The following is a 13,681-nucleotide window of genomic DNA, read 5'->3' on the forward strand; positions in this document are numbered from 1 at the left end:
TGTAGACGGATTAAGGCTCCAAATAATTATTAATCAATTAGAAAATAACAAACTATGTACGAAATAGATGAATTAGATAGGGAAATTATTGCATTGTTGAAGAGGGATGCGAAGTTAAGTATTAAGGAAATTGCGAATTTGGTGGGGATTACGACGACGCCGGTGCATAATCGCATTAAAAAGTTGGAGAAAACGGGGATTATTGAAAAGTATGTTGCGGTAATCGATAACAAAAAATTGCACAATGGAATGTATGTTTTCTGCTCCGTTTCTTTGGATGTCCAAAAATTAAAGGAAATTGAAATTTTTAAGGAAGAAATCAGGAAATTACCCGAGGTTTTGGAATGTTATTTAATGGGTGGGGCAAACGATTTTCTGTTAAAGGTCATGGTGAAAGATTTGGATGCGTATCATCAATTTTCATCGGGAAAGCTGGCGGCTCTGGAAAACGTGAATCAGATTAAGAGTACCTTTGTGTTGGATACGGTGAAGAAATAATATTGACGTTGTGGCGCTGCTTTTTTTAATGATTAATGGTTAAGGTTTAATGTTTAACGGGGGAAGTGGTGGCGCTGTATTATTTCTAATGGTTAACGGGGGATGTGGTGGCGCTGTAATGGGACGCGGATGACGCGGATCTTCGAACGCGGATTTATGCGGATTTTTTGGGTTTTTTGAATTTTCAGATTCCCTTGATTAAACAAACACATTGCAAATAAGAGTATTCCCAATAATCAAAGCTCATCATTTAATCACATTATTCACAGTGCTGACAAGAATCAAAGCCCAAACAAAACATCTGAACTGTGATTTTTTTGATTTTCAGATTCCCTTGATTTTAAAAACAAACACGTTTTAAATTAAAGTATTCCCCATAATCAAAGTATATCATTTAATCACACGAATCACAGTGCTGACAAGGATCATAACGCAAACAAAACATCTGAACTGTGATTCTTTTGATTTTCAGATTCCCTTGATTAAACAATCACATTGCAAATAAGAGTATTCCCAAAAATCAAAGCCATCATTTAATCACAGGAATCATAGTGCTGACAAGAATCAAAGCCAAAACAAAACATCTGAACTGTGATTTTTTTGATTTTCAGATTCCCTTGATCTTAAAAACAAACACGTTTTAAATTAAAGTATTCCCCATAATCAAAGTATATCATTTAATCACACGAATCACAGTGCTGACAAGGATCACAACACAAGCAAAACGTCTGAACTGTGATTTTTTTTTTGATTTTCAGATTCCCTTGATTAAACAAACACATTGCAAATAAGAGTATTCCCAATAATCAAAGCTCATCATTTAATCACATTATTCACAGTGCTGACAAGAATCAAAGCCCAAACAAAACGTCTGAACTGTGATTTTTTTGATTTTCAGATTCCCTTGATTTTAAAAACAAACACGTTTTAAATTAAAGTATTCCCCATAATCAAAGTATATCATTTCATCACATGAATCACAGTGCTGACAAATGGCTAAATCGTAAACTCAATCAAAAACGTCTGACCTGTGATTTTTTTTGATTTTCGGATTTCCTTGATTACTAAAAAGCAAACATTCCCCTCCCAAAATTGTAATATCCATACACAATGATTAATATCACGAAAAAAATAAATAGAAATGAATAATATAACAGACTGGGAAGGTTATTTGGCGAAATTTGAAGAGGTATTGGCACAAGAAACTCCGCAACCGCCTTATGACAACCCGATGTATTTGGATTACTTTAAATTGAATCGCAGTAGACAAAAACGTTGGTTGAAAACGGCGAAAATTAATGAGGAATTAACTCAGGCGATTAAAGCGATTGACGAAAAACAAACTTGGTATTTAATTACTGAACCTTGGTGTGGCGACGCGGCGCATAATGCTCCTTTTATTTATATGATGTCGGAATTGAACCCGAATATTACCTTGAAAGTTGTTTGGAGGGATACGGAACCTTTCATGATTGACGATTATCTAACGAATGGGGGAAAATCTATTCCTAAATTGGTGATCCGTAATGAAAATGAAAAGGATTTACATGTTTGGGGACCTCGTCCAGCAGAATGTCAGGTGCTTTTCACAAAACTGAAAGAAGAAAATGCTGACTTCGAAAAACAAAAGGTGGAATTGCAGAATTGGTATAATAAAGACAAAGGGGAAAGTATTCAGAAAGAGTTTTTGGAAATGATTTAACCGCGAAGAATAGGGAGAGGTTTTAGGGAGAGGACATTAAAGTACCGAATTCCAAGAAAGATTACGCTCAGGATTGTTGCCTTCGATCCATTCGACAAGCTCAGGAACCTCAGGCTCAGTCAACGGGATACTCTTCGGTGACTGAGCTTGCCGAAGGTACCGAATTTCAAGAAAGATTACGCTCAGGATTGTTGCCTTCGATCCATTCGACAAGCTCAGGAACCTCGAGCTCAGTCAACGGGATACTCTTCGGTGACTGAGCTTGCCGAAGGTAGCGAATTTCAAAAAAGATTACACTCAGAATTGTTGCCTTCGATCCATTCGACAAGCTCAGGAACCTCGAGCTCAGTCAACGGATTATGCTTCGGTGACTGAGCTTGCCGAAGGTACCGAATTCCAAGAAAGATTAACTTCTCAGAAATAAATAGCATTTTTCTAATCACCTGAATAACAGACTTAATTCCAGTTAATTAAAAACACACAAGAAGGTGTATTTTATTAAAATAAGAGCTTCTCCCCGATTTTTAGGGTGCAAAACAACAAGCATTAAATAAAAATGTTTATTTTCGCAAACTTAAATGATAATGCAATGCCTTGGTATGTGCTCTTAACGAAACCTAAAAGTGAAAAGAAAGTGGAATCCCGCTTACTGCAATTAGACGTTAAAGCATATTGCCCCACCAGAATCGAACGCCGTCAATGGAGTGACCGAATAAAAAAAGTCGAAACTCCATTACTTCCATCGATGATATTGGTAAATTTAGAGGACAAAGAACGTGATATCGTTTTTGAAATCCCAGGTGCTGTGCGCTATCTTTTTTGGATGGGGAAACCTGCCCAAGTAAGTGAGCAAGAAATTGATGTATTGAAAGAAATGAGTGAAAACCAAGCCAATGTCCTTTCGGTTGAAAAAATCGAAGTCGGCAAGGAAGTGGAAATTGATAACCTTGGAAGTGAAAAACAAAAAGGGGTAATCAAGAAGATCTCGGGGAATCAATGCTGGATTTTACTCAAAAATTTAGGTTACGTGGTTAAATTGAGAATCTGAGTTAATGATTAATGTTTAATTATTAATGTTTAACGGTTTTTAATGTTTAATTATTAACGCGATAGGGATTTTTTTAATGGTTAATTGTTAACGTAATGATTAATGGTTAATTATTAAGGGTTAACGCGGGGGAGTAATTGAAAAATTCGTAATTATTAATTCGTAATTGATAATTCTCTCAGCCTGGTTATTTGACATGATTGGAGTGATTTATTTGATATTGTTGTAGGGACGGTTTGTAAACCGTCCGATTCTACACAAATCAAATGATACAATCACCAATTGTCGAATTATTTTATTGAAAGTTTATAATCAACATGTTGTAAATAACAATGTGACTGATGAGGGCGAAGCCGTGGGAAAATCGAAGATTTAGGGAGAGGTTGCGCTAAAGCGCAGGGAGAGAAACTAGGGAGAGAGTAAAAGAGAATGAGATCTGAGGAAAAACAATGGGAATAGTAGAAGAATTACATAGTCCTCCCCCCAGCCCCCTCCAAAGGGGGAGTTTATTAGCTCTCCGTTTTAAAGAATAAGATTTAATAAATATAGTTTATAAAGAATATACATTTTCAGTAAGTTCAAGGCTTTCGGAGCCTTCATCGCCTTCGACGCCTTCGACAAGCTCAGTCACCGAAAGCACCGAAGAGTACTCCCGTTGACTGAGCCTGAAGTTCCTGAGCTAGCCGAATGGATCGAAGGCAAAAAATATACAAGGAAAAGCATAAAGCATTTCACAAAGAAATATGAAAGAGAAATTTAAAGTATTAAAAAACAAAAACATCCTCGTAACTGGAGGAGCAGGTTTCATCGGAAGTAACCTTTGTGAAATCCTACTCGAAATAGGTGCAAAAGTGACTTGCCTTGATAATTTCGCGACGGGACACAAACACAACATCGAAGCTTTCTTAGAAAATGCAAACTTTACTTTAATTGAAGGTGATATTCGTGATTTAGATACTTGCCATAAAGCATGTGAAAATCAAGACTTTGTTTTACACCAAGCGGCTTTGGGTTCTGTTCCGCGTTCTATTAATGATCCCATCAACACGAATTCTGTAAATACTGATGGATTCTTGAATATGTTGGTGGCAGCGAGAGATGCTAAAGTGGATAGATTTGTTTATGCAGCGAGTAGTTCTACTTATGGAGATTCTGAAAACTTACCTAAAGTTGAAGATATTATCGGAAAACCTTTGTCGCCTTATGCCATTACGAAATATGTGAATGAATTGTATGCCGATGTTTTTGCGAAAACTTACGACATGAATTGTATAGGTCTCCGCTATTTCAACGTTTTTGGAAAAAGACAAGATCCAAATGGGGCTTACGCTGCCGTTATTCCATTGTTCGTAAAGCAATTTATGGATCACGAAAGTCCAACCATTAATGGCGATGGAACTTATTCGCGTGATTTTACCTATATCGACAATGTGCTTCAAATGAATTTATTGGCGATAACTACCGAAAATAAAGAAGCCTTGAATCAGGTGTACAATACCGCAGTGGGTGACCGCACTACCCTAGTTCAATTGGTTAATTTATTGAAAAAGCATTTAACGAAATTTGATTCTGAAATTGATAAAGTAGAAATCGTTCATGGTCCAAATAGAAAAGGAGATATTCCTCATTCTTTGGCGAGTGTAGAGAAAGCGAAGAAGTTGATGGGGTATGCACCGACCCATGTGATTGAGGATGGGATTGAAGAGGCTGTGCAGTGGTACTGGGATAATTTGAAATAAATTCAAATTACAGTAAGGAGTGTGAGATTTGAGTGAAGAGGACTAAGTAGATAGAGATAAAAAAGATCTTCACTCTAATAATAAAATTGAAATAAATATTAATATTTAGAAAGTCCTCCCCCTTTTTCCCCCTCCAAAGGGGGAGTTTGGAAGCTCTCCGTTTTAAAGAATAAGATTTAATAAATATAGTTTATAAAGAATATACACTATCAGTAAGTTCAAGGCTTATTGATTGCGTTTCCCCCTTTGGAGGGGGACAAGGGGGAGGAAAAGTCAACTATTGATTTCAACCATTTCGTCGACTTCGATGCCTTCGATGCTTTCGACAAGCTCAGTCACCGAAGGCAACGAAAACAGCGAAGTCACTGAAGAGAATAAAAATAATTAAAGACATCTCAAAACAACAACTAACCAAAAATCAAATCATCTAAAATCAACATAATGAATACACAACTTAAAAACCAATGGATTGCTTTAGAAGAACAATGCCATATTTTATTAAAAGAGAAAATCGCTGAACATAACCAAACAAATGATCATCCATTGTCACGAGCTTTGATTTCAAGCCAGTTGACTTTTTGTAAAGATGGAGTGCTCATTAATAAAAGAAGTTCTTCTGAAAGTAAAGGAGGAATTAGTGTAATGTTTAATGATATGGCTACATCTGAAATTAAAGCTAAAATGCTCGCTCTGAATTCGCAAAAACAAAACCACAGTTATTTATATAGCTACAAATTTGAGGAGGTAAACCATTACAACCCGAAGGAAATCGTTGAACAGCATTTAAACAACTTATTGAACACAAAAAAGGGATAAGATTAAGCAACCCCCAAAAACATTATAAAACTATGAACAACCCTGAGAACATCACAAAAATCGCCATCATCGGCCTCGGATACGTAGGACTTCCTTTAGCTCGTTTATTCGCTACGAAATATCCTGTTGTAGGATTTGATATCAATGAAGCGCGTATTAATGATTTGAACGGTGGACACGATTCTACTTTAGAAGTAAGTGATGATTTGCTGAAAGATGTTTTAGTGCAGGACAGTAATATGGAAATTGGATTGTATAATTCTCCAAATCTAGAAGACATCAAAGACTGTAATGTTTTCATTATTACGGTTCCTACTCCAGTGGATAAAAATAACCGTCCTGATCTTACACCTTTGTATAAGTCAAGTGAAACTGTGGCAAAAGTGTTGAAGAAAGGTGATATCGTTATTTACGAATCGACTGTTTATCCCGGGGTAACAGAAGATGAATGTGTTCCAGTTTTAGAGCGCATTTCTGGTTTGAAGTTCAATGAAGATTTCTTTGCGGGATATTCACCAGAACGTATTAATCCAGGAGATAAAGAACATACCGTTGAAAAAATATTAAAGGTAACCGCAGGTTCCACTCCTGAAATTGGTCAAGTCGTGGATGAGTTATATAAATCAGTGATTACGGCAGGAACTCACTTAGCTCCTACTATTAAAGTTGCAGAAGCAGCGAAAGTTATTGAAAACTCTCAACGTGATGTAAACATAGCTTTCGTAAACGAATTGGCTAAAATCTTCAACCTCATGGGGATTGATACAAAAGCTGTTTTAGAAGCTGCTGGTACTAAATGGAACTTTCTACCTTTTAAGCCAGGATTAGTTGGTGGACATTGTATTGGTGTTGACCCTTATTACTTGGCACAGAAAGCACAGGAATTAGGATATCATCCTGAAATCATTTTGGCTGGACGTCGAATGAATGATTCTATGGGAGCTTATGTAGCTTCAGAGATAGTAAAACTCATGTTAAACAATGATTTAAAAGTTAAAGGTTCTAAGATTTTGATTTTAGGAATCACTTTTAAAGAGAATTGTCCTGATGTACGTAACACTAAAGTAGTTGATGTTGTAAAAGAATTAAAACAATATGCTGCGGATATCACTATTTATGACCCTTTAGCTTCTCCAAAAGAAGTTGAACATGAGTACAATTTGCAAACAACACAAACAATGCCTCAAGGACCTTTTGATGCTATTGTTTTAACTGTAGCCCACAACGAATTTTTAAATTTAGATTTAGAGAAATTGAAATCTAAGGATGGTATTGTGTATGATGTGAAAGGTGTTTTACCAAATGCTGGTGGGAGACTTTAATTTATGCGATGTAAATTTGTTGATGCGTGAATTTGTATAGCCGTTTTGTTAAAGCAAATTCACAAATTTACGAATACACGATTTAACAAATAACCGAATAACCAATAAAACCAAATCAAATGAATACACAACTTAAAAACCAATGGATCGCTTTAGAAGAAAAATATCATAAATTGCTAAAGGAAAAAGTGAATCAATACAATTCTAGTAGTAACTCCCCTATCCCACAACCAATAATTACAAGTCAATTAACTTTTTGTAAGGATGGAATAGTTATTCATAAACTGAGTGAACCTCATTTAAAAAGCGGAATAAGTATAATTGTGAACAATAGCAGTATAGCTGAAGTAAAAGAATTAAAGTCCATGAAAGGTGAAAATTCAAACGGATTTTATCATAGCATAGACGTATTTCACTTTGATCAAATCGATGATTACAACCCTGAGCAGATTGTTGAAAAAGATTTAGTCCATTTTTGCAAATCATCAGTTGCATAATTGAAGACTGTCTCTGATAGCACAAAACAAACAACTTCACGACTTAACAAGTTAACAATTCAACATAAAAGTGTTCCCCAAAATTAACCCTACTCAAACCAAAGCTTGGAGAAAGCTTAAAGCGTATTATCTGACGCATCATTCGATGAATATGAATGAGCTTTTTGACAATGATGTGAATCGTTTTGATAAGTTTTCTATTGAGTTTGAAGAGATCTTATTCGATTATTCTAAGAATATTGCAAACGATAAAACTATTGAATTATTAGTTGATTTAGCAAATGAATGTCAGCTCTCTGCGGCTATTCAAGCGATGTTTACTGGTGAGAAAATCAATGAAACAGAAGATAGAGCCGTTTTACATACAGCTTTAAAAAGCTTTTCAGATGAGGAGATTTTAGTTGATGATGAAAACATTACTCCATTAGTTCAAGTAGAGAGAAGAAGGATTGAAAAGCTTTGTAATGAGATTCATTCTGGTAAATGGAAAGGCTACACAGGCAAAAACATTAAATACATAGTTAATATCGGTGTAGGGGGAAGTGATTTGGGTCCAGCTATGGTCAATGAGGCATTAAAACCTTATTGGTTAGATGGAATTAAATCATACTTCATCAGTAATGTTGATAGTGCCAATCTTTTAGAAGTGGTATCTGAAATTAATTTTGATGAAACGCTCTTTATAATAGCGTCAAAGACTTTTACAACCCAAGAAACTTTTACCAATGCCAATACGATAAAAGAGATGTTCCTTGAGGAATGTAGAAATGAAGATTTTATTCAAAAACATTTTATTGCAATAACCGGAAACAAGCAAGCAGCAAATGATTTCGGAATTTTAAATGGAAATATATACAAAATATGGGATTGGGTTTGTGGACGATTTAGCCTGTGGGGATCGATGGGGATTTCCATTGCTTTAACAATTGGTTATGATAATTACGAACAACTTTTAAAAGGAGCAAACTCTGCAGATCAACATTTTGTTAATGAAGACTTCAATAAAAACATCCCAGTAATAATGGGCTTATTGAGTATTTGGTACATTAACTTCTTCAATGCACAAAGTGAAGCTGTACTCCCCTATTCACATCATCTCTCCAAATTCAAAGCTTACTTACAACAAGCTGCGATGGAAAGTAATGGAAAAAACATTGACAGAAACGGTTTTCCAGTAAATTATAAAACTGGAGTAGCTATTTGGGGAGAAGTTGGAACAAATGGACAACATTCTTATCATCAATTATTACATCAAGGCACACAGTTTATTCCTTGTGATTTAATTATACCAATTGGTACTCATTCAACATTGGATGATCATCAAAATAAATTAATTTGTAATGCAATTGCTCAAACAGAAGCTTTGTTAAAAGGAAGGACAGTAAAAGAAGTTGATGGTTTAGCGAATACGACCGCAGAAAATGAAAATTATAAAGTATTTGATGGAAATAGACCTTCCAATACAATATTGCTCAAGAAATTAAATCCTTATAACCTTGGCAGTCTACTTGCTTTTTATGAACATAAAATATTTGTTCAAGGGGTAATTTGGAATATATTCAGTTTTGACCAATGGGGAGTTGAATTAGGGAAGGAACTTTCGAAAAGTAAATTAGATTCGATAAATAAAGGGGGAATTTCTGGGGAATTTGATTCATCAACGAATGGACTTTTAAACAGGTTATTAAAATTGCAAGTCAATTAAATGAAAAAAACAATTCTAGCAGGATACTCTGGACATGGGTTTGTAGTTGCCGAGGCTGCACTCTTATCTGATGTTAAAATTGATGGATATTTAGAACCAAATGAAGTATTTCCAAATTATTTTGATTTAGAATATTTAGGATTTGAAACGGATCCTAATTTCGATTGGAGTGAAAATAATAACTTCATCTTAGGCATTGGTGATAATCAGATACGTCATAAACTAGGAAGTCTAATTTCTTCGAAAGAAAAAGTAATTTTAAACATTATACATCCATCAGCTTCAGTTACAGAAATGCTAAAGATTGGTGTAGGGAATTTCATTGCAAGAAATGCTTCGATTAATCCTCTTGCTGAAATTAGTGATTTTTGCATTATCAATACTGGTGCAATTGTAGAACATGAATGTAAAATAAAAGATGCGGTGCACATAGGGCCAGGTGCAGTTTTAGCTGGAAATGTTGAAATAGGTGAAAATAATTTTATCGGTGCGAACTCAGTTGTGAAACAAGGCGTGAAAGTTGGTAAAAATGTAATAATTGGAGCTGGTTCAGTCATAATAAAAAATGTAGAAGATAACTCAAAAATAGTTGGAAACCCCGGAAGAAAAATATGATAGATAAAGTAATTATTATAGCAGAAGCTGGAGTGAATCACAATGGCGACATGAACCTTGCTAAACAGCTTATTGATGCTGCAGCAGATGCAGGAGTTGATTATGTGAAGTTTCAAACGTTTAAAGCTTCCAAGTTAGTAACAAAAAGTGCTACTAGAGCAGATTACCAAAATGAAAATACGGGTAACAATGACTCTCAATATGAAATGCTTAAAAAGCTAGAATTATCAAAGAAAAATCATTTAGATTTAATAACTTATTGTCAAGCCAAAGGTGTTAAATTTCTTTCTACTGGTTTTGACCTGGACAGCTTAACTTTTCTTTCTGACATTGGAATAACTTTATCAAAAATACCATCAGGAGAAATAACAAATCTGCCTTACTTAGAAAAAGTTGCATCCTTGTATTCAGAATTTATTCTTTCAACAGGAATGGCCAATATAGATGAAGTTAAAGATGCTTACAAAGTTTTAATTGATAATGGGGTTAAATCTTCTAATATCACAATCTTACATTGTAATACAGAGTACCCCACTCCAATGGAAGACGTTAACCTAAAAGCAATGCTTCACATAAAAGAAGAGCTTGGTACGGCTATAGGTTATTCAGATCACACTTTAGGTATTGAAGTGCCAATTGCAGCTGTTGCATTAGGTGCAAAAGTAATTGAAAAGCATTTTACACTGGATAGAAATTTAACTGGACCAGATCATAGGGCTTCCTTAGAACCTAATGAACTAAAAGAAATGGTAAAAGCAATTCGAAATATTGAAATAGCTATTTCTGGCTCTGGAATTAAAGAGCCATCTCCTTCTGAAACTAAAAACAAAACAATAGTTCGAAAGAGTATAATAGCATTAAAAAAAATTAAAAAAGGTGAAGTATTGACTAAAAATAATTTAGGAATTAAAAGACCTGGATCAGGGATAAGTCCAATGCTTTGGAATCATATAATTGGAACAAAAGCAATAAGAGACTTTAATGCTGAAGAAATTATAAAATTGAATTGATTTTGAGAAAGATATGTGTCATAACGGGAACTAGAGCAGAATATGGATTGCTTCACTGGACAATGAAAGCTATAAACGACTCTAAAGATTTGGAGTTACAAATAGTAGTCACTGGGATGCATCTATCTCCAGAATTTGGTAACACCTATAAAGAAATTGAAGCTGATGGATTTACAATAAATAAAAAAATAGAAATGCTTTTATCTTCTGATACACCAATTGGAGTCTCGAAAAGCATGGGGCTAGCAATGATTTCGTTTGCTGACGTTTATGCGGACTTAAAACCAGATATTATAGTAGTTTTAGGGGATAGGTTTGAAATATTTTCCGCTGTAAGTAGCGCTATGATTGCACGAATACCTGTAGCACATTGTCATGGGGGTGAAGCTACAGAGGGCTTAATTGACGAACCTATCCGTCATTCACTAACTAAAATGTCACATATACATTTCCCATCAACCGATGAATACAAAAAAAGAATTATTCAATTAGGTGAAAAACCAAGTAGTGTGCATAATGTTGGTGCTCTTGGAATTGAAAGTATAAAAAAGATGGCACTGTTAGACCGAGATACATTCGAGAAGTCAATTAATTTTAAACTTGATGCAAAACATCATTTCTTGGTCACATTTCATCCAGTAACATTAGAGAACTCTACGGCAGAAAAGCAGATAAAAGAACTTCTTGAGGCTTTTAAGGAATTAGATGATATTAAAATAATATTCACTAAAGCAAACGCAGACACAGATGGAAGAATAATTAATTCAGAAATTGATGACTTTGTAAGAGAGAATCCTGAAATTTCAACTGTATACAACTCTTTAGGACAACTTCGATACTTGTCAGCTTTACAGTTTATTGACGTAGTAATAGGAAATTCATCTAGTGGTTTAATTGAGGTCCCTTCATTTAAGAAGGCCACAATCAATATTGGAGATAGGCAAAAAGGTAGAATTAAAGCTGAAAGTGTTATCGATTGCTTACCAGAAAAAGTAAACATAAAGAAAGCTATTATTAACGCCATATCACCTGAATTTAAAAAAATTGTTGAAAAAGTTAAAAACCCATATGAAAATGGTTTCTCTTCAAATAAAATTGTAGATGTTCTTCAAAAAGTAGAATTAACTAATCTGATTAAAAAGAAATTTTATGACATTGAGTAAAATGAAAATACTTTTCATAGGGACTGTTGATTTTTCCTACTCTTGTTTAGAGCACCTAATTGAAAACAATTTTAAAATATGTGGTGTAATCACAAAAAGAAAATCTAATTTCAACTCCGATTTTAGTGACTTAACACCACTTTGTAACAAATTCAATATACCAACCTATTTTGACGAAAAATCGAACAATGAGACCAAAGAGGAGTTCATTTCAAATCAAAAACCCGACATAATCTATTGTTTTGGATGGTCATATCTACTGCCAACTAGCATACTTAATGCTACAAAACATGGGGTAATAGGTTTTCATCCTTCGCTTTTACCAAACAATAGAGGCAGGCATCCTATTATTTGGGCTCTTTTTCTAGGATTAAAAAAAACAGGGTCATCATTCTTTATCATGGATAAAGATGCAGATACTGGTGACATTATCTCGCAAAAAGTAATTAAGGTATCCCCACAAGACACTGCAACAACGTTATATGATGAAATTAAATGCATAGCTTTAAATCAAATAATTGATTTTTCAAACCATTATCAAAATAAAGGAGAAGCTCCTTTAAGAATTAAACAAAACAAAAACCAAGGAAATAGTTGGAGAAAAAGAGGGAAATTAGATGGGATAATAGATTTCCGAATGAATTCCCTTTCTATTTTCAATCTAGTTAGAGCTTTGACTCATCCATACGTCGGAGCACATATAGAAATCGAAAATAAAGAAATAAAGATTTGGGAAGTTTCAATATCCAAAGTGGATTATCCGATTAATTATGAACCAGGAAAAGTCTTAGATATAATAGATAATACTAAAATTGTAGTAAAAACTTACGATTCTGCAATTATTCTTGAAAAGCATGAATTTACAGAACTACCTAAAATAAATGAATACTTATGAGTAAAAATATAGTTATTATTTCAGCACACCCCGATGATGAAGTACTTGGAGTTGGAGGAACCTTATTAAAACATAAGAAAAACGGTGATGAAATATATTGGATTATTACTACTAGTATTTTTGAAGAGAATGGTTTTTCAAATGAAAGAGTAAATTCAAGACAAATTGAAATAAATGAAGTCGCAGAGAGAATAGGAGCTAAAGCCATCTATAAACTTGATTACCCTACTATGTCCCTATCATCGGAGACACTAATTGATATGGTTCCTAAAATTTCAGAAATATTTTCAGAGGTTAAACCAGAAGTTATTTATTGTTTAAATAGATCAGACGCTCATTCAGATCATAGAGTTACATTCGACGCGGTAATGGCATGTACCAAATCTTTTAGATATCCATACATAAAAAGCGTTTTAATGTATGAGTGTATTTCGGAAACAGAATTTGCACCAGCACTACCCGAAAAAACTTTCATGCCGAACTATTTTGTTGATATTTCCGAGTTTATGGATGAAAAAATCGATATCATGAAGATCTATCATTCTGAATTAGGTGAACACCCTTTTCCTAGATCAATTCGAAACATAGAAGCTTTGGCTACATTCAGAGGAGCCAGTGTAGGAGTAGAATATGCAGAAGCATTCCAACTAGTTAAATATATTGATAAATAA

At 34.4% G+C, this 13,681-nt stretch carries 13 protein-coding genes; all 13 read left to right on the plus strand.

Annotated features, from left to right (window positions below; genetic code table 11):
* The first annotated feature begins 54 nt into the window (after nucleotides 1-54).
* The 13 genes from DIT68_RS03920 (at nucleotide 55) to DIT68_RS03980 (ending at nucleotide 13,681) form a co-directional block, all read left to right on the plus strand.
* Entirely contained in the window at nucleotides 55-498 is a 444-nt protein-coding gene (locus tag DIT68_RS03920; protein ID WP_109358507.1) for an Lrp/AsnC family transcriptional regulator, read from the plus strand.
* A gap of 1,141 nt (nucleotides 499-1,639) precedes the next feature.
* Nucleotides 1,640-2,200 (plus strand): thioredoxin family protein, encoded by a 561-nt coding sequence (locus DIT68_RS03925; protein ID WP_109358508.1) that lies wholly within the window; start codon nucleotides 1,640-1,642, stop codon nucleotides 2,198-2,200.
* A gap of 556 nt (nucleotides 2,201-2,756) precedes the next feature.
* Nucleotides 2,757-3,248, plus strand: a complete 492-nt coding sequence (locus DIT68_RS03930) for a UpxY family transcription antiterminator (protein WP_109358509.1) — start codon at nucleotides 2,757-2,759, stop codon at nucleotides 3,246-3,248.
* A 743-nt stretch (nucleotides 3,249-3,991) separates the two neighbouring features.
* Nucleotides 3,992-4,987, plus strand: a complete 996-nt coding sequence (locus DIT68_RS03935) for an SDR family oxidoreductase (protein ID WP_109358510.1) — start codon at nucleotides 3,992-3,994, stop codon at nucleotides 4,985-4,987.
* A gap of 441 nt (nucleotides 4,988-5,428) precedes the next feature.
* A complete protein-coding gene (locus DIT68_RS03940; protein WP_109358511.1) occupies nucleotides 5,429-5,803 on the plus strand; it encodes a hypothetical protein in 375 nt (124 codons plus the stop codon).
* 32 nt (nucleotides 5,804-5,835) lie between these two features.
* Nucleotides 5,836-7,125 (plus strand): nucleotide sugar dehydrogenase, encoded by a 1,290-nt coding sequence (locus DIT68_RS03945; RefSeq protein WP_109358512.1) that lies wholly within the window; start codon nucleotides 5,836-5,838, stop codon nucleotides 7,123-7,125.
* Between the two features lie 119 nt (nucleotides 7,126-7,244).
* Nucleotides 7,245-7,622, plus strand: a complete 378-nt coding sequence (locus DIT68_RS03950) for a hypothetical protein (protein WP_109358513.1) — start codon at nucleotides 7,245-7,247, stop codon at nucleotides 7,620-7,622.
* A 70-nt stretch (nucleotides 7,623-7,692) separates the two neighbouring features.
* Entirely contained in the window at nucleotides 7,693-9,327 is a 1,635-nt protein-coding gene (pgi, locus tag DIT68_RS03955; RefSeq protein ID WP_109358514.1) for a glucose-6-phosphate isomerase, read from the plus strand.
* Complete coding sequence (locus tag DIT68_RS03960) at nucleotides 9,328-9,942, plus strand: acetyltransferase (RefSeq protein WP_109358515.1); 615 nt, start codon at nucleotides 9,328-9,330, stop codon at nucleotides 9,940-9,942. It begins immediately after the preceding gene.
* A complete protein-coding gene (gene neuB, locus DIT68_RS03965) occupies nucleotides 9,939-10,952 on the plus strand; it encodes an N-acetylneuraminate synthase (protein WP_394336372.1) in 1,014 nt (337 codons plus the stop codon). The genes DIT68_RS03960 and neuB overlap by 4 nt, the downstream gene beginning before the upstream one ends.
* A gap of 2 nt (nucleotides 10,953-10,954) precedes the next feature.
* Entirely contained in the window at nucleotides 10,955-12,115 is a 1,161-nt protein-coding gene (neuC, locus tag DIT68_RS03970) for a UDP-N-acetylglucosamine 2-epimerase (protein WP_109358516.1), read from the plus strand.
* Nucleotides 12,102-13,010 carry a formyltransferase family protein gene (locus tag DIT68_RS03975; protein WP_233244147.1) on the plus strand — a complete coding sequence of 303 codons (909 nt, stop codon included), beginning with the start codon at nucleotides 12,102-12,104 and terminating at the stop codon, nucleotides 13,008-13,010. The genes neuC and DIT68_RS03975 overlap by 14 nt, the downstream gene beginning before the upstream one ends.
* Complete coding sequence (locus DIT68_RS03980) at nucleotides 13,007-13,681, plus strand: PIG-L deacetylase family protein (RefSeq protein ID WP_109358518.1); 675 nt, start codon at nucleotides 13,007-13,009, stop codon at nucleotides 13,679-13,681. The genes DIT68_RS03975 and DIT68_RS03980 overlap by 4 nt, the downstream gene beginning before the upstream one ends.

Source organism: Brumimicrobium oceani (genome assembly GCF_003143775.1).
In the GTDB taxonomy this organism is placed as follows: domain Bacteria; phylum Bacteroidota; class Bacteroidia; order Flavobacteriales_D; family Crocinitomicaceae; genus Brumimicrobium; species Brumimicrobium oceani.